The sequence below is a fragment of the Neisseria weixii genome (assembly GCF_042658245.1).
Lineage (GTDB): Bacteria > Pseudomonadota > Gammaproteobacteria > Burkholderiales > Neisseriaceae > Neisseria > Neisseria weixii.
In genome coordinates, this window is record NZ_JBHSPY010000001.1 from 102,100 (window position 1) to 119,224 (window position 17,125).

Below are 17,125 nucleotides of genomic sequence, written 5' to 3' on the forward strand. Positions count from 1 at the left end.
AATTAACTCACTTGGAATTATCATGATTGATCGCCTTATGCCCATCTTTGCCGTTATCGGCATCTTATCCAGCACTGTTTACCTCAGCTTGGCCGTTTGGATCTTGTATGAGAACCTTCAAAAAAAATCCAAGAAGCACGTAAATGTGAAGCAGATTACTGCCCGCTAATCCGAATTTCCCCTATCAAATTACTGCACCTGCATACAATTTGACTGCCTTCTTCCGGCCGTCTGAATTTCATTGGTAAACGCTCCCTGATTTACCTTTGGCTTCAGACGGCCTGTCTGTCAATGCATATTCAACCATCGCTTCGCGCAAGGCATCCAAACCCAAACTTTTCTCTACCGAGATATTCACCGCTACCGCTTTGCCGCGGTGATCGCGCAACACACCGGCTTCGCGCTCGCCTTTGGGCAACAAATCTATTTTGTTATACACCACCAATTGTGGGACTTCATGCGCCTTAATTTCCTGCAACACTTCGTTCACATCATCAATTTGACGTTGAAAATCCGGATTGGATGCGTCCACCACATGCAGCAATACATCAGCCAGCGCGGTTTCTTCCAAGGTCGCCGAAAAAGCCGACACCAATTTATGCGGCAAATCACGCACAAAGCCGACCGTATCAGTAAGAATCACACTGGCTTCATTCGACAGAAACAGGCGGCGCGCAGTGGTGTCGAGCGTGGCGAACAATTGGTCTTTCGCCAATACATCGGCCTTGGTTAAGCGGTTGAACAAACTGGATTTTCCGGCATTGGTGTAGCCGACAATGGCAAAGGTTTTCAGACGGCCTGATTCACGCGATTTGCGGCGTGTGGCACGCTGCTTGCGCACGCTTTGCAATTGTTTTTTCAACGCGGTGATTTTTTGGTTGATCAAGCGGCGGTCTGTTTCCAATTGCGTTTCCCCCGGACCTTTCAAACCGATACCGCCTTTTTGGCTCTGCATGTGGCCGTAACCGCGCACCAATCGGCCGCTCAAATGCGACAACTGCGCCAATTCCACCTGCAATTTACCTTCTTGCGATTGCGCGCGTTTGGCAAAAATGGCCAAAATCAGACCCACGCGGTCGAGCACACGGCATTGCAGTTCTTTTTCCAAATTGCGCTCTTGTGTCGGTGTCAGCTCGTGGTTAAACACCACCAAATCCACATCATGCTGCTTGACTGCGGCGGCCAGCTCATCGGTTTTGCCCGTGCCGGCAAACAACGCCGCATGCGCCTTATCGCGCTTGGCGGTTTCTATCTGTACCAAATCACCACCGGCCGCCTGCACCAAATCAGCGGCTTCTTCCAAGGCCGTCTGAAAAGATTGCTCGCGCAACTCATTGACACCGGAATAATCCGCACTCAACATCACCCCGACCAACATCACGCGCTCAGGTTTTTCCAAAGATTTATCAACGGGAAACAAACGGGCTTTACTCAAGATATTTCCTTTTTCAGACGGCCTGGGATTTTATAAAAATGTTGAACAGCCGACATACGAAAACGACGTCATTCCTACGCAGGCGGGAATCCGTTTTTAACAACAAGCTATTGAATAAAATAGGTTTCTTAAAGCCTAAACTGGATTCCCGCCTGCGCGGGAGTGACGACTACTTTAAGGTTATTCGTTATCGGCTGAACCTTAAAAAATCTCAGCCTAAATCAAAAATCCTATTCTACGTCAAACACGCCAAGCATGCGCTTGTTTCATGCATAAAAAAAGGTTTTCAGACAGCCGTCTGAAAACCTTTTGATGATTTGCTGCGGTTAAGATTCAACAGCCTTAGCCGCCGCTTCGCGCACTTTGTCCGCCGCTTCTTCAATCGCTGCTTGGCTGACTTCGGCGGTGTTTTCCGAAGCAGTCACCGGCTCGGCAGATTGCGGGGCAGTTGTCGCCACTGTTTGCAGCGCTGCATTTCCCGCATTCACCGGCGCATCGTCAAACGGTTTAGCCTCCGGTGATTTCAACGGCAACCGTGCCAAGATGGTGCTCACGCCGGTCACTTTGTCGCCAATCGCCACTTCGGCTTTAGCATCCAAAGGCAGGTAAACATCGACGCGCGATCCGAAGCGGATAAAGCCGTAGCGCTCGCCGCGGCTCAATTTGCGGCCGACTTGGGTATAACACAAAATGCGGCGCGCCACCAAACCGGCCACCTGCACAAAGGTAATTTCCCGGCCGGTAGCGGTGGTCACCAACACGGCATTGCGCTCGTTTTCGGTGCTGGCTTTGTCCAAATCCGCATTCAGGAATTTGCCGCGGTTGTATTCGACTGCCTCAACCGTGCCGTCCACCGGTGATTTTTGCGAATGCACGTTGAATACGTTCATAAAAATGCTGATTTTCAGGGCTTCGGTTTTGCGGTATGGGTCTTGCGCGCGCTCAACCACCACCACACGGCCGTCAACCGGACTCAACACCGCATCCGCATCTTGCGGAATGTAGCGTGCCGGATCACGGAAAAACTGCAACGCAAAAATAGTAAACAGCCAAAACGGCAGCGACAACCAGCCGTTGACAGCCGTCACCAACACGCTGGCGATAAAACCGATGGCGATAAACGGCCAGCCTTCGCGGGCAATAATCGGATGCGGATAAGAAGGTTTGTTCATGCGGATTCCTTTATTCGTAGGGTTTGGGGGATTATAACGGATTATCGGCGTAAATAGTCGGGCCGTCTGAAAAAATCGACACTGCACATCATCAGTTGAACTGACGAAAAGTGCTACAATATCCTATTCTCGATTTTATTTTCAGACGGCCTAAACACTATGTGCAACCATCATCACAAAAACGCTTCCGACAACGACACCATCCGCATCCGCGGCGCACGCACGCATAATTTGAAAAACATCGATTTGGATATTCCGCGCCATAAATTGGTGGTAGTAACCGGTTTGTCGGGCAGCGGCAAATCGAGCCTGGCTTTCGACACCCTTTATGCCGAAGGCCAGCGCCGCTATGTGGAAAGCCTTTCCGCCTATGCGCGCCAGTTTTTGCAGATGATGGATAAGCCCGATGTCGATTTGATTGAGGGTTTGTCACCCGCCATTTCCATCGAACAGAAATCCACCAGCCACAACCCGCGCTCTACCGTCGGCACCGTCACCGAAATCCACGATTACCTGCGCCTGCTGTATGCGCGTATCGGCACGCCTTATTGCCCCGAGCATAACCTGCCTTTATCGAGCCAAACCGTGTCACAAATGGTCGATCATGTGTTGGGTTTGCCGGAAGATACGCGCATGATGATTCTGGCACCGGCGGTACGCGGCCGCAAAGGCGAATTCGTCGATTTTTTTGCCGATTTGCAGGCGCATGGCTTTGCGCGTGTGCGCGTCGATGGCGAAGTGTACACGCTGGATGAAGTGCCGAAGCTGGAAAAAAACATCAAACACGACATCGACGTAGTCATCGACCGTGTCAAAGTGAAAGCCGACATCAAACAGCGCTTGGCCGAAAGCTTCGAAACCGCGCTGCGCCACGGCGAAGAGCGCGCGTTGGCTTTGGAAATGGACAGCGGCGAAGAACATTGGTTTTCCGCGCGTTTTGCCTGCCCGATGTGCTCATACAGCCTGCAAGAATTAGAGCCGCGCTTGTTTTCCTTCAACAATCCGGTCGGCGCCTGCCCAAGCTGCGACGGTTTGGGCAGCAATAATTTCTTCGACCCGCAGCGCGTAGTAGCGCATCCTGAATTATCGTTGGCCGACGGCGCCATTGACGGCTGGGACAAGCGCAATCAGTTTTATTTTCAAATGATTCAATCACTTGCCGCCCATTATGATTTTGATGTGAAAACGCCGTTTGAAGAATTGCCGGCCAATATCCAAAAAATCGTGTTGCACGGCTCCGGCAAAGAAGTGATTGAATTCCAATACCTTTCCGAGCGCGGTGGCACATTCAAACGCAACCATGCCTTTGAAGGCATCATTCCCAATATGGAACGCCGTTACCGCGAAACCGACAGCGAAACCATCCGCGACAAACTGCGCGAATACCAAAGCCACCGCGCCTGCCCGAGCTGCGGCGGCGCGCGCCTGCGCAAAGAAGCGCGCTATGTGTATGTGGGCAAACAGCCGCTGCACGAGCTTTCCGCCTGGCCGCTCACCAAAACCCATGAATTCTTTGAACAACTTGATTTGGAAGGCAACAAAAAGCAGATTGCCGAAAAAATCCTTAAAGAAATCACCGAGCGCTTAGGCTTTCTGATTAACGTCGGCCTCGACTACCTCAACCTCGCCCGTTCCGCCGAAACCCTCTCCGGTGGCGAAGCCCAGCGTATCCGTTTAGCCAGCCAAATCGGCAGCGGCCTAACCGGCGTGATGTATGTACTCGACGAACCCTCCATCGGCCTGCACCAGCGCGACAACGACCGCCTGCTGGCCACCCTCAAACGCCTGCGCGACTTGGGCAACAGCGTGATTGTGGTCGAACACGACGAAGACGCCATCCGCGAAGCCGATTTCGTGATTGATATGGGCTCCGGCGCCGGCGAACACGGCGGCAACGTGCTGGTGGCCGACACCCCCGCCAAAGTCGCCGCCTGCAAAGAATCCGTTACCGGCCAATACTTAAGCGGCAAAAAGAAAATCGAAGTGCCCTCTGAAAGAACGCCTGTCAACTCCGAAAGAATGCTGGTGTTAAAAGGCGCGCGCGGCAACAACCTCAAAAACGTTACCCTCGAACTGCCGCTGGGCTTGATTACCTGCATCACCGGCGTATCCGGCAGCGGCAAATCCACCCTGATTAACGACACACTCGCCAAAATCACCGCCCGCGAGCTTAACCGCGCCCACGAAGAACCCGCGCCCTACGACGATATCAGCGGCCTCGACCATCTCGACAAAGTCATCAACGTCGACCAATCCCCCATTGGCCGCACCCCACGCTCCAACCCCGCCACCTACACCGGCCTGTTTACCCCCATCCGCGACCTCTTCGCCGGCGTGCCGCTCTCGCGCGAACGCGGCTACAACGTCGGCCGCTTCTCGTTCAACGTCAAAGGCGGCCGCTGCGAAGCCTGCCAGGGAGACGGCGTGATCAAAGTCGAAATGCACTTCCTGCCCGACGTGTATGTACCCTGCGAAGTGTGCCACGGCAAACGCTACAACCGCGAAACACTGGAGGTGCAATACAAAGGCAAAAACATCAGCCAAGTGCTGGATATGACCGTAGAAGAAGCCCGCCAATTCTTCGACGCCGTGCCCACCGTATCGCGCAAACTGCAAACCCTGATGGACGTCGGCCTCGGCTATATCCGCCTCGGCCAATCCGCCACCACCTTATCAGGTGGCGAAGCCCAACGCGTCAAACTCGCGCTCGAACTCTCCAAACGCGACACCGGCCGCACTTTGTATATTCTCGACGAACCGACCACGGGTTTGCACTTCGCCGATATTGCCTTGTTATTAGAGGTAATAGGCCGTCTGAAAGGCAAAGGCAACTCGATTGTCATTATCGAGCATAATCTGGATGTGATTAAAACGGCGGATTATATTGTAGACTTAGGGCCGGAAGGCGGCGATGGTGGGGGGAGGATTATTGCCAAGGGTTCGCCGGAAGATGTGATGAAAGTTAAGGGGAGTTATACTGGGAAGTATTTGAAAAATGTTTTATTCAATTCTAAATAAAATTCAATTACTACGATTAAATATCTCCATTCGCAAATTTATTAATCAAAATGAGTTGTTTATTGTTAACTCACTTAAAGAACCCCAGAAAAGTATTGCATTATCAAGTGTAATTCGTTGGCATGATTGGCAAGATATAGATTCTTATTATTTTCATCACCCATATGGAGCAGCAAAAGGTTGGGTATATGAAGATCATAGGTATCAATTTCGTGAATTACGATTAGATGAATTCAAGTTTTTCGGAATATGTGAAATCATAGAAAACTGGGAATGTGAGCTTCAAGATGTTACAGGTTTAGCAGCTTCCAAGTCTGAATTAAGAGACTTTTTCAGCTTAGATGAGTTAGTTGAAAACAACTCTAAAGAAATGATTTTTCCAATCAGTCATGAGAAACTTGAGCAGAACCTAAATTGGCGTGAAATAAGGATTTTTCATAAAAATTCTTCTGATTACTTTGCAACCTATGTATGGGATAAACGTTTATTCCTCATCAATGCTGGCGGATCCCATCATTTTTCTGCTGCTCGCTATCTAGCCAAAAAGCTTAACAAAAAAATTTTCTTAAAAGGTAAACTACATAGTTATAAAATTAATGAAAACTCTGTATATTCACTTATTCAAAAATTTGAAATGTTTATCGTATCCAATCATTATAGCTTTACAAATGAATTTAGAGAGATAATGGAAACTTTCAAGGCTGATTACTTTATGCGATATTTGCCTGAACCATACAAAGAAAACTATTGTGTATTACTATTACCTCGTATCAACAGGCGTTCATTGCAAGTAGCTGAAGTACTTAAGCTTAATAATACGCTAGATTTTAGTGTATTTCTTAAGGAGCTTTTGAAAATACAAAATAGCAAATGGTAGCAAGCCGGAACAAGCGTAGCCTGAATAACCCGCACCACCGCGTGCGTGGCTACACCACACACCCTTGCTGCTTAAATCGGGAGACTAAGAATGCTGCAATATTCAGAAGTAGTGAAAACAATTGTTGTAAATCCGATTGCCCTGCTGGATGATGAGTTGAATTTCAAACTTGAAATTTTGAAAAACGGTAACGGGGAGTTTTACGCACGTTTGTTCAGATTGGAAACATACCAAGTAAAACCATCTTTCACCCAGGATATACTCGCAGATGAAGCGCAATATGTACTGGATTTGCATACCGTACCCAAACTCGGGGATACTGCTGCGCTTTCTGCGGAAGAATGTTTAAATTCAGCACTACAAGCATTACAAACGAAATTCGGCTAATGGTTATTTTTAATCCCTTTTAAAAGCAAGCGTAGCCTGCATAACCCACACCATCACGTGCGTGACTGCGCCACACACCCTTGTATGTTGAAACCGATACATTTCAGGCGGCCTTTTGCTTTCTCACCGCCTTTGTTATGATAGTGCAAATCGAAATAATAACAAAGGAAATAAATGTCGCACTATCGCCGCAACTACATCGAAGACGGCACGTTTTTCTTTACCGTTAAACTTGCCGACCCGAAATCGCGTTTACTAGTCGAACATATCAATCTGCTTCGCGAAGCCTAAGCCTCGGTGCAAAAACGCTATCCGTTTGAAACCCTAGCAATTTGCGTTATACCCAACCATTTTCATGCGGTTTGGCCTTTACACGATGGCGATTGCGATTATTCGCTGCGCTGGCGCTTGATGAAAACCCGTTTCTCACATCATTTCGCTGCATCGGATGGTTTATCCGCCAGCAAACAGCGGCGGCATGAAAAAGGGATTTGGCAGCGCCGTTTTACGAACATACCGTGCGTGATGATGCGGATTTGCGGCGTGCGGTGGATGATGTGCATTTCAATCCGGTGAAACATGGTTTGGCGGTTAAGGTAAAAGATTGGCCGTTTTCTTCATTCCACCGCTTCGTGCGTGATGGTTTGCTGCCGCCGGATTGGGGCGGGACGGCTGGGGCTCGGATAATGAATTTTGGGGAATGATGGAAACTTAAATAAACAACCGCGTGCGTGGCTGCGCCGCACACTCTACCGCCGACTCAACGATCGCTGATTCCGCGTGTAGGGCGTGTGCCCCGAAGCATAGGCGCATTCGTTGGGCTTCAAACTCGAATGCCGTCTGAAATCTTTGAGACAGCATTGCTTTATTTCCAATTCTTAAAGCGGCTGAATCAGGTTATTTTTGTCTCGCTGTTCCCCCTAAACATTCGCATACCGGTCATACCTCCTCATCACAAACAAGCCATCTGAAAGGTTTCAGACGGCTTGTTTTATTCCAGCCCCTTAAGCTCGTTGCCCGAGCATAGCAAATAATTTTGCAGTTTTGGGCTTTTTCTTTAACTGTAGCGGTTAGGCTTACGTTATCTGCGGTTTTAACCAAACCGGCTTGGTGCATAAAATCGGCCGCCCTTATTCTTCCGGCTCTGACCCAATCAACGGCTTGGTGTTTTGGCCGCCCATCATGTTGAATACGGTTATCAGGGTAACACGGCCGTATTCTTCGCCGCTTTTTCTGCATTTTTAACCCCGTCTGCGCTGCTGCCGCTTTTACATTGAAATTAGGGTAAAATGTTGTTTCCGATTCATATCCCGATTAAGGAATACTTAATGAAACATTTCGCGCCGCCGCATTAAGCGCGTGCAACGGACATTCTGCGCCTCATACTCAATCAGCGGATGCTGCGGTTGCCACAGACGGCTGGCGTTTGGGCCGTGCGGATATGGAAGACATTGCCAATTCGGATAAGCTGCACTGGCGCATTTTTTACGAAAAGCCTTCGGAAAGCAAAGATGCGGCTTGGTTTGATGCGGTAAAACGCGGCGATTTTGCCAAGGTTAAGCAGATGGTGGAAGCCGGTCAGGATTTGGAAGCAAAAGACGAAGCGGCTTTAGGGCAAACGGCTTTCGGCTGGGCGGCATTTATCGGTTATGAAGACATTGCCGACTATTTGATTGAAAAAGGTGCCGACCTGCGTGCGACCGACCGCGGCGATGTGTATAACGTTTTGAAGTTGGCGGCATTGGGCAAAAACACCAATATCGTGAAGAAAGTGCATCATATGCTGCGCGCGGAAACGGATTTGAACGACCAAACGGTGGAAGACGACGGCGAAACGCTGATGATTGTGTCAGCCAGCAACGGGGGCTTGGAAACGGTGAAATATCTGCATTCGCAAGGTGCGGATTTGAATTTGGTCAGCAAAAAAGACCAAAGCGCGCGGTCGTTTGCTTGTGAAAAAGGCCATAAGGCGGTAGTGGAATACTTGGTTGCGCAAGGTGCAATCAACCATAAAACGGGCAAATCGGATTGTCAGAAATAAAAGCCGCTACACGTCTATCCTATAGGCCGTCTGAAGCATCGTCAGATGTAGGATGTGAGCCCTAAGGCACGCGTGTTGGTTGGGATCGGTCAATCCATACCCTCAAAGCCGTCTGAATCATTGATTTCAGACGGCCTTTTTCTATTCATTTTTATAAACTCGTTGAGATAAAAAACAACCCGAATCCCCGCATAACCCGCCCACCGCTTCCGTGCCTGCGCCATACCCCTTTGTTTCACAAGGTCTTGCCATCAGTAAAGCTTTGCCTGTACGGCAAGTAAGTTGGCTTTCCATCATCAAGCGCATATACTGAAATCTACCTCCCACCCTGTTTGCCAAATCACCCAACAATCTTTATAATTCCTACTTCTCAACCGGAATGTAGCGCAGCCTGGTAGCGCACCTGCATGGGGTGCAGGGGGTCGGAGGTTCGAATCCTCTCATTCCGACCATTTAAAAAAGCAGCCTGATTTATTTTAGGGCTGCTTATTAATTTATTGGCCGCCTGAAATCTTTCAGACGGCCTTTTGTTTATCTTTTATAAAACTTTATGCACACTCTTCTGTTTTTTGAATACCCAGTTTTATAATGACAAAGTTCATTTTTTTAAAGGAATCTCATGATGAATCATGTTTTCAAATGGTTGCTGCTGGCAGCAATGGCTGCTTCGGCTTCCGCCGCTTCGGCGCGCAGTATGCACAAACACAAACCTTTGGCTTTGGAAGAAATGCCGCCGGTCTGTCAAGAATATTTCAAACGCGCGGAGGCGTGTTATCACAAGGTAGGCGAGAAAAAGGCGTTGTTCCAAAGCGGGAACACGACATTTTTGCGCCAATCGCTGCCTGCCGCCGATGAAAAACAGCGGGTGAGAATGTGTGAAATCGCGCTGCATGATTTTCCGCAAAAGGTCAAAAATTTGAATTGCGAATAATCATGCCGTCCAGGCCGCCTGAAAAGCAGCAATATGCTGCCGCCTTTCAAACGGCCTTCTTTATTTTTGTAAGAAAACTTTTATTTTTGCCATATTGTTGCGGAGGACAGCATTTATTATAACCCCGCTTCTTTAATCTTTTGTTTTTCTTACAGAGATTGATGATGACTTTGAAACCCCCTATCCGTATTGCGGCCACCGGTGCGGTGGGCAAATTGCGTATGCGGCTTTGTTCCGCATTGCCGGCGGGATTATGCCGGGACGCGGCCAGCCGATGATTTTGCAGTTGCCGGATTTGCCGCATACGCAAAAAGCTTTGCAGGGTCATGGAAATGCACGATTACGCGTTTCTGCTGCTGCTGGGTGTGTTTGCCGCCGATGATCCCGGAAGTGGCGCGTTAAAGATGCAGATTGCGATTTTGATTAGTGCCCGCGCTTGCGCACGCTTTGTAAGCCTCTAAATTTGAACGCAGTTCAAAGCGATAGCATCGCAATATGCGCAGATAATATTTGAAATATTTTCAAACGTACGAAAAGTGTATCGCGAAGAAATGTGCCCAAGATAAAAGGTTACAAAGGTTTCAGGCAGCCTGAAAACAAGCTGCCTGAAATTTTACCATTTTTATGACTTTACGGCTTACGGAATTTTACAGCATAAGCAATACCCAAAACACCGAACCAAACGGGCATATACAGCATACCTGTGAGCGTATCCGCGTCGCGCGAGAAAAGATAAAGTGAGAACACCAAAAATGCCAAACATGCCCAAGCCATCATCACGCCGCCTGGCATTTTGTACACCGATTGCGCGTGTAATTCAGGGCGCGTTTTGCGATATTTGATGTATGCCAACAAAATCATCATCCACACAAAAATAAAACCAATACTGGAAATGGTGGTAACGATGGTAAACATTTCCATAATGCTGGTGTCTTCGCCCACATAAAGCAAAATCAAACCCAATAACAACAAGCTACAAGAGAACATCAATGCGGGCGCAGGCACACCACGTAAATTCAATAAACCAAATACGCGCGGTGCAGATTGCGTTTTTGCCAAGCCGTATAACATACGCCCTGTGGAAAACATACCGCCATTGGCTGAGGATAAAGCAGACGACAAGACCACCAAATTAATCAAACCTGCGGCAATCGGAATGCCAATCATGGTAAACATGTTTACAAATGGACTGATTTTGGGATCTACCATATCCCATGGCGTAACCGTCATAATTATGCTCAATGCCAACACATAAAACACAATCACGCGAATCGGAATGCGGTTAATCGCTTTAGGCAAATTGGTATAAGGGTCTTGCGTTTCTGCTGCTGCGGTGCCTACTAATTCAATGCCCAAAAAGGCGAAAACCGCAATTTGAAATGCCGAGAAAAAGCCCCCAATGCCGTGTGGAAAAATCCCACCTTCACGCATCCATAAATGACTCAACGACGCAGGAATGCCTGTATTTGGATTCACAAAACCCGTTGCAATCAAATAAACCCCTACCAAAACCAAGCCAACAATGGCAACAATTTTAATCAGCGCAAACCAAAACTCCATTTCGCCAAACAAACGTACCGTCAGCATATTCAACGACGCCATAATGAAAATACACGCCAAACCTGGCAGCCACAGCGGTACATCAGGCCACCAGAATTGCACATAACTTGTAATCGCAATAATGTCGGCAATACCAATCACAACCCAGCAGAACCAATAGGTCCAGCCGACAAAAAAACCCACACCGCGCCCTAAAATATCGTGGGTAAAATCGGTAAAAGATTTATATTCGAGATTTGATAACAGCAATTCACCCATGGCGCGCATGACGAAAAATAGAAAAAAACCAATCAGCATATAAGTCAGCAACACCGAAGGTCCTGCCAAGCTAATGGTTTTTCCTGAGCCCATAAACAAACCCGTGCCAATAGCACCGCCAATGGCAATCAGTTGCAGATGACGATTTTTAAGATTGCGTTGTAATTTGACTTCTTGTACTTTACTCATGATGGGTACCTCTTGCATAGTGTCAAACAATTGATGAACCATTGAGCTCATCGCGCTTTGTGTTAAAGAAAACACAATATAACTGAAAAATATGAAAAATAACAAGATTGTGTTAAGTTGATTTTTTAGAATGAAACTTTTGCACAAAGGTATGGAGCGTTCGGATTTGCTCAATGCCAACGCGGCGATTTTCAAAACACAGGGCGAAGCATTGAATAAAGTGACCGGTCGTGAAATAGGTCACCATTGGTGTGCCGCCGGATGGGTCATACAGCATCCCTGAAAACGTGATTTTCGGTTTTCCTGTGATTTGTGAAAACAGCAATTATCAAATTGTACAAGGTTTGGGTTTATCGGATGACTTCAGCCGGCAGCGCATTGCCCCACCTTGAACGAATTATTGGAAAAGCAAGAAGCAGTTAAAGATTTGGTGTAAGCCGCTATAATTGATGAGACCGTCTGAAAAGTATGGTTCTATTTACACCCAAAATATGGCACAATCCAAAGCCCGATTCATCCATATTTATAGGAGCATCATGTCTGAACGGCACGCCTTACATGCTGCACCGCTGCTGGTAGCCGGCTGCATTATTTTCGGCTTGGGCAGCCTGATTGTGAAATTTGTCGATGTTGGCTCTTATGCCATTGCCTTCTGGCGGTTGGCCATTTCTGGTGTGGTGTTTTTCTTCTTGGCGCGCTTTTTCGGTCAAAAATTACCCCAAAACAAAAAAGCGGTTTACACCGCCCTGCTCTCCGGCGTTTTCCTTGCCTTTGATTTGGCGCTGTGGCATGAGAGCATCCACGCTGTCGGCCCCGGTATTTCGACCCTGCTCAACAGCCTGCAAATCTTTTTCCTATCCGCCATCGGCTTTTTCTTTTTCGGCGAGCGCTTAAGCAAACTGCAAATGCTCAGTTTGCTGATTGCCGTTACTGGTGTGGCCTTTATCGGCAGCCCGGAATTCAGTTACAACAGCGATGCCGTTTGGGGCTTCGTCAGCGGGATTGCCTCAGGTGCGATGTTGGCTTTATCGATGGTATTTATCCGTAAAACCCATCAAATCGAACATACCGCGCTGTTTCCTTTAATGATGATTTTAAGCTTCGGTGGCGCATTGTCGCTGATTTTGCCGGCCTTGATGTTCGATGCGGGCGCACTCTACCCGGCCACTTTGCGCGATGTCGGCTTGGTATTGATTTACGGCGTAGTGATGCAGTGTTTTGCTTGGGGTTTGATTGCTTATGCCATTCTATTACTGTCGCTCTCGCTCACCGGTCTTTTACTGCTTTCCGAACCCGTCGCCGCCTTAGTTATCGACTATTTCTGGCTCGACAAACCGATCAACGGCTTACAGTGGCTTGGGGCGGCGATGACGCTGCTGGCGATTTATTTGGGCTCGCTTAAAAGCAAACCGGCAGATTAATCGATATGGCAAAAGGCCGTCTGAACATGGTGTTTCAGACGGCCTTTCACATCAACTTTTATTTAATCGATGTACCGATTCGGCTCATATCGCCGAAGTTCATCCACACAAAAAATGCTTTGCCAACAATCAGTTTATCACTCACAAAGCCCCAGTAGCGGGAATCTTCACTGTTGTCGCGGTTGTCGCCCATCATAAAATAATGACCTTCCGGCACCGTGCATTTAAAGGCGGAGCCGTCTGGCGCGTATTCGCAGTTTTCACGATAAGCAAAATTGGCGCGCACGGCTTGCGGCAGGAAGCTTGGCTGCTCGGCCATTTTCAACACTTGGTAGCTGTGGTTGCCGATGTTTTCACGGAAGGCTTCGGCTTCAATATCCACCATGCCGTATTGGCGGGTGTTTTCGGCGTAAGTCTGCATGCCTTCGGATTGCTCGGTAATGGTTTGGCCGTTGATGCTCAAGACTTTGTCTTTGTATTCAACCACATCACCCGGCAAGCCGATGGCGCGCTTGATGTAGTTGATGCTCGGATTTTCCGGATAGGTAAACACCACCACATCGCCATGCTCGACTTTACCGGTCGGAATCAGCAAATTATTGATAATCGGGGTGCGGATGCCGTATGAAAACTTATTCACCAAGATAAAGTCGCCTACCACCAAGCCCGGACGCATCGAACTCGACGGAATTTGGAAAGGTTCGGCGATAAAGGTACGCAATACAAATACGATTAAGATAATCGGGAAAAAGCCGTTCATGTAATCGGTAAAGTGGCCTTCGTCTTGATGCGCCGGATCTTTTTTCAGACGGCCTTTATGGATAAACCACACAATGCCGGTAAACACGACAAACACCAGCAATACGGCGGTAAAACTCATGAAAAAAGACAATACACCGAACACGCCGATCATCATCAGCAGATAGCCCCATTGCAGGCCGCTGCTCCATTCCCCGTTGTCTTCACGCACTTTGCTGCTTTTCAGATACAGCACCACGCCGAACACAAAGGCAGCGATGGCTGCAAACAATAAATTTGTACCCATTATTTGTCACTCACTTGCAAAATCGCCAAGAACGCGCTTTGCGGAATTTCCACATTGCCCACCTGTTTCATACGGCGTTTCCCGGCTTTTTGTTTTTCCAATAGTTTTTTCTTACGCGTGATGTCGCCGCCGTAACATTTCGCCAATACGTTTTTACGCAGGGCTTTGACATTTTCACGGGCGATAATCTGACTGCCGATGGCGGCCTGCACGGCGATGTCAAACATTTGGCGCGGAATCAGCTCGCGCATTTTGGCAGCCAATTCACGGCCGCGGTGTACCGCGCTTTGACGATGCACAATCAGGCTCAAGGCATCGACTTTTTCTCCGTTGACCATAATATCCAGCTTAATCAAATCAGAAGCTTGGAATTCTTTAAACTGATAATCCAACGAAGCATAGCCGCGGGAGGTGGATTTGAGCCTGTCGAAGAAATCCATCACTACTTCATTCATCGGCAAATCGTAGGTCAGCATCACTTGGCGGCCCATGTATTGCATATTGACCTGCACGCCGCGCTTTTGGTTACACAGCGTCATCACGTTGCCGACATATTCCTGCGGTACGAGAATGGTTGCGGTGATAATCGGCTCGAGAATGGTCTCAATCTGGCTGATGTCGGGCAGTTTGGACGGGTTTTCCACTTCGATTTTTTCGCCGTTTTTCATCACCACTTCATACACCACTGTCGGCGCAGTGGTAATCAGATCCATGTCGAATTCGCGTTCCAAACGCTCTTGAACGATTTCCAAGTGCAGCAGACCCAAGAATCCGCAACGGAAACCGAAACCCAAGGCTTGCGACACTTCCGGCTCGAATTTCAAAGCCGCGTCGTTAAGTTGCAGTTTTTCCAAGGCATCGCGCAAGGCTTCGTAATCGTGGCTTTCCACCGGATACAGGCCGGCAAATACCTGGCTTTGCACTTCTTGGAAGCCCGGCAGCGGCTCGGCGGCAGGATTGGCCGTCAGCGTGATGGTGTCGCCCACTTTGGCCGAACCCAATTCTTTAATACCGGTTATCAAAAAGCCTACTTCACCGGCTTTCAATTCCGCCTTCTGCACCGATTTCGGCGTGAACACACCCAATTGCTCGACCTGCGTTTCCGCTTTGGTGCTCATGAAACGCACTTTGTCTTTGAGTTTCAGACGGCCTTGTTTGATGCGGATCAGCATCACCACGCCGACATAGTTGTCAAACCAAGAATCGATAATCATCGCCTGCAAAGGCGCATCTTCGCCACCTTCAGGTGCCGGCACTTTGGCCACGATTTCTTCCAACACATCTTCCACGCCCACGCCGCTCTTGGCCGAACACTGCACTGCGCCGATGGCATCGATGCCGATGATGTCTTCAATTTCCTGCTCCACACGCTCAGGGTCGGCGGCAGGCAAGTCGATTTTGTTTAACACCGGTACGACTTCCACGCCCAAATCAATCGCGGTGTAGCAGTTGGCCACGGTTTGCGCTTCCACACCTTGCGACGCATCCACCACCAACAGCGCGCCTTCGCAAGCAGACAACGAGCGCGACACTTCGTAAGAAAAGTCAACGTGTCCGGGAGTGTCAATCAGGTTGAGCTGATAAGTCTGGCCATCACGCGCTTTGTAGCTCAAAGCCGCGGTTTGCGCCTTAATGGTGATGCCGCGCTCTTTTTCAATATCCATAGAATCCAGCACCTGTGTGCTCATTTCACGCAATTCCAAACCGCCGCAATACTGAATGAAACGGTCGGCCAGCGTTGATTTACCATGGTCGATGTGGGCAATAATGGAGAAATTTCGGATATTTTTCATGTAGTTATTTTGATGAAAAGTTCAATGGTTCAAAAGGCCGTCTGAAAAAACACGGTAAGCTTTCAGACGGCCTTCCAAATAGAATTAAAATAGCTGCGTATTTTAGCGGAAATTTACTGTTTTTGCATGGGTTTTTAAAGCTTGGCAACAACCTCCGTCACCATCTTCGCCGAACTCACCGCTGCCGTTTTCAAAAATTCTTCAAAACTAATATCCGCTTTTTCATCGGCAGAATCCGACACCGCACGAATCACGACAAACGGCGTATCCAATTGATGGCAAGCCTGCGCAATCGCGGCCGCTTCCATTTCGACCGCCTGTACATCATTAAAATGACCACGGATTTCCGCCACACGCTCGCTGCTGTGGACAAATTGGTCGCCGCTGACAATCAAACCGCGGTTGACTCGGGCGTGTTCAAACGCCTGCGCCGCTTCTTTGGCCACGGCCATCAAATGTTCATCACTTTCAAATACGGCAGGCTGCTGCGGTATTTGTCCCCACACATAGCCGAATGCGGTCACATCGACATCATGATGAGCGATGCGTTCGCCAATCACGACATCGCCGACTTTCAAACCCTTGCCTAAGCCGCCCGCGCTGCCGGTATTAATCACGCAATCGGGTTGGAACTGATGAATCACCCATGAAGTGGCAATCGCGGCATTGACTTTGCCGATGCCGCTCAATACCAACACCATGCGCTTACCGTTGAGTGTGCCTTCATAGGCATTAAATTTGCCGAATTGAAACGCTTTAATGTCGTCCATACGCGTTTTCAACAATTCGATTTCCTGCGCCATCGCACCGATTACGGCCACTGTGTTCATGCTCATTTCTTGCCTTTCTGAAAGATTTGCTCCGATTATAACCCAAAGCCGTCATCTTGCCGGTCTGTGTAAAACACAACAAGGCTTAATTTTTTATCGGATATAATCGGATATATTCGATGATGACACACCGATAAGCAGCAAGCTTGCTATAATATCCTTCTAAAC

17 protein-coding genes and 1 tRNA gene are annotated in these 17,125 nt (G+C 48.5%); 10 read left to right on the top strand and 8 right to left on the bottom strand.

Features of this window, described 5'->3' with window-relative positions:
• Positions 1-238 precede the first annotated feature (238 nt).
• The gene (gene hflX, locus ACFPVS_RS00515) at positions 239-1,435 is read right to left on the bottom strand and encodes a GTPase HflX (RefSeq protein WP_096294907.1); all 1,197 of its coding nucleotides are present in this window, start codon (positions 1,433-1,435) and stop codon (positions 239-241) included.
• A gap of 326 nt (positions 1,436-1,761) precedes the next feature.
• Positions 1,762-2,607 (bottom strand): phosphatidylserine decarboxylase, encoded by an 846-nt coding sequence (locus ACFPVS_RS00520; protein WP_096294906.1) that lies wholly within the window; start codon positions 2,605-2,607, stop codon positions 1,762-1,764.
• A gap of 159 nt (positions 2,608-2,766) precedes the next feature.
• Here ACFPVS_RS00520 and uvrA point away from each other — a divergent pair, with 159 nt between their 5' ends.
• The 4 genes from uvrA to ACFPVS_RS00540 all read left to right on the top strand — a co-directional run bounded on the left by uvrA (position 2,767) and on the right by ACFPVS_RS00540 (position 7,593).
• On the top strand, positions 2,767-5,625 hold the full coding sequence (gene uvrA, locus ACFPVS_RS00525; RefSeq protein ID WP_378595118.1) for an excinuclease ABC subunit UvrA: 2,859 nt from the start codon (positions 2,767-2,769) through the stop codon (positions 5,623-5,625).
• The gene (locus ACFPVS_RS00530) at positions 5,603-6,502 is read left to right on the top strand and encodes a DUF6685 family protein (protein ID WP_096294905.1); all 900 of its coding nucleotides are present in this window, start codon (positions 5,603-5,605) and stop codon (positions 6,500-6,502) included. Before uvrA ends, ACFPVS_RS00530 begins: the two co-directional genes overlap by 23 nt.
• Before the next feature lie 90 nt (positions 6,503-6,592).
• The gene (locus tag ACFPVS_RS00535) at positions 6,593-6,889 is read left to right on the top strand and encodes a hypothetical protein (protein ID WP_096294904.1); all 297 of its coding nucleotides are present in this window, start codon (positions 6,593-6,595) and stop codon (positions 6,887-6,889) included.
• 491 nt (positions 6,890-7,380) lie between these two features.
• Positions 7,381-7,593: a transposase gene (locus ACFPVS_RS00540; RefSeq protein WP_232507526.1), complete on the top strand. Its 213-nt coding sequence runs from the start codon at positions 7,381-7,383 to the stop codon at positions 7,591-7,593.
• A gap of 7 nt (positions 7,594-7,600) precedes the next feature.
• On the opposite strand, the gene ACFPVS_RS00545 is transcribed toward ACFPVS_RS00540, so the two are convergent.
• Positions 7,601-7,750, bottom strand: a complete 150-nt coding sequence (locus tag ACFPVS_RS00545; protein WP_157742704.1) for a hypothetical protein — start codon at positions 7,748-7,750, stop codon at positions 7,601-7,603.
• A gap of 565 nt (positions 7,751-8,315) precedes the next feature.
• On the opposite strand from ACFPVS_RS00545, the gene ACFPVS_RS00550 reads away from it, so the two are divergent.
• The 3 genes from ACFPVS_RS00550 to ACFPVS_RS00560 all read left to right on the top strand — a co-directional run bounded on the left by ACFPVS_RS00550 (position 8,316) and on the right by ACFPVS_RS00560 (position 9,861).
• Positions 8,316-8,930 carry an ankyrin repeat domain-containing protein gene (locus tag ACFPVS_RS00550; protein ID WP_232507525.1) on the top strand — a complete coding sequence of 205 codons (615 nt, stop codon included), beginning with the start codon at positions 8,316-8,318 and terminating at the stop codon, positions 8,928-8,930.
• Positions 8,931-9,305: 375 nt separating this feature from the next.
• Positions 9,306-9,382: transfer RNA gene (locus ACFPVS_RS00555), tRNA-Pro, on the top strand.
• A gap of 170 nt (positions 9,383-9,552) precedes the next feature.
• On the top strand, positions 9,553-9,861 hold the full coding sequence (locus ACFPVS_RS00560) for a hypothetical protein (protein ID WP_096294902.1): 309 nt from the start codon (positions 9,553-9,555) through the stop codon (positions 9,859-9,861).
• 46 nt (positions 9,862-9,907) lie between these two features.
• Here the strand turns inward: ACFPVS_RS00560 and ACFPVS_RS00565 are convergent, their stop codons facing one another.
• The gene (locus ACFPVS_RS00565; RefSeq protein WP_378595122.1) at positions 9,908-10,189 is read right to left on the bottom strand and encodes a hypothetical protein; all 282 of its coding nucleotides are present in this window, start codon (positions 10,187-10,189) and stop codon (positions 9,908-9,910) included.
• A 4-nt stretch (positions 10,190-10,193) separates the two neighbouring features.
• Here ACFPVS_RS00565 and ACFPVS_RS00570 point away from each other — a divergent pair, with 4 nt between their 5' ends.
• Positions 10,194-10,322, top strand: coding sequence for a hypothetical protein (locus ACFPVS_RS00570; protein ID WP_378595124.1), 129 nt, complete (start codon positions 10,194-10,196; stop codon positions 10,320-10,322).
• 169 nt (positions 10,323-10,491) lie between these two features.
• On the opposite strand, the gene ACFPVS_RS00575 is transcribed toward ACFPVS_RS00570, so the two are convergent.
• Positions 10,492-11,868, bottom strand: coding sequence for an amino acid permease (locus ACFPVS_RS00575; RefSeq protein ID WP_199721117.1), 1,377 nt, complete (start codon positions 11,866-11,868; stop codon positions 10,492-10,494).
• A gap of 130 nt (positions 11,869-11,998) precedes the next feature.
• Between ACFPVS_RS00575 and ACFPVS_RS00580 the strand changes: the two genes are divergently transcribed.
• Together ACFPVS_RS00580 and ACFPVS_RS00585 are read left to right on the top strand one after the other, a co-directional pair.
• The gene (locus ACFPVS_RS00580; protein WP_198345339.1) at positions 11,999-12,151 is read left to right on the top strand and encodes a hypothetical protein; all 153 of its coding nucleotides are present in this window, start codon (positions 11,999-12,001) and stop codon (positions 12,149-12,151) included.
• 253 nt (positions 12,152-12,404) lie between these two features.
• On the top strand, positions 12,405-13,289 hold the full coding sequence (locus tag ACFPVS_RS00585; RefSeq protein ID WP_123803987.1) for a DMT family transporter: 885 nt from the start codon (positions 12,405-12,407) through the stop codon (positions 13,287-13,289).
• A 58-nt stretch (positions 13,290-13,347) separates the two neighbouring features.
• Here ACFPVS_RS00585 and lepB read toward each other — a convergent pair whose 3' ends face one another.
• The 3 genes from lepB to ACFPVS_RS00600 all read right to left on the bottom strand — a co-directional run bounded on the left by lepB (position 13,348) and on the right by ACFPVS_RS00600 (position 16,963).
• Positions 13,348-14,334, bottom strand: coding sequence for a signal peptidase I (gene lepB / locus ACFPVS_RS00590; RefSeq protein WP_123803986.1), 987 nt, complete (start codon positions 14,332-14,334; stop codon positions 13,348-13,350).
• Positions 14,334-16,127 carry a translation elongation factor 4 gene (lepA, locus tag ACFPVS_RS00595; RefSeq protein WP_378595127.1) on the bottom strand — a complete coding sequence of 598 codons (1,794 nt, stop codon included), beginning with the start codon at positions 16,125-16,127 and terminating at the stop codon, positions 14,334-14,336. The genes lepB and lepA overlap by 1 nt, the downstream gene beginning before the upstream one ends.
• A gap of 134 nt (positions 16,128-16,261) precedes the next feature.
• A complete protein-coding gene (locus tag ACFPVS_RS00600; RefSeq protein WP_378595128.1) occupies positions 16,262-16,963 on the bottom strand; it encodes a 5'-methylthioadenosine/adenosylhomocysteine nucleosidase in 702 nt (233 codons plus the stop codon).
• Positions 16,964-17,125: the final 162 nt, after the last annotated feature.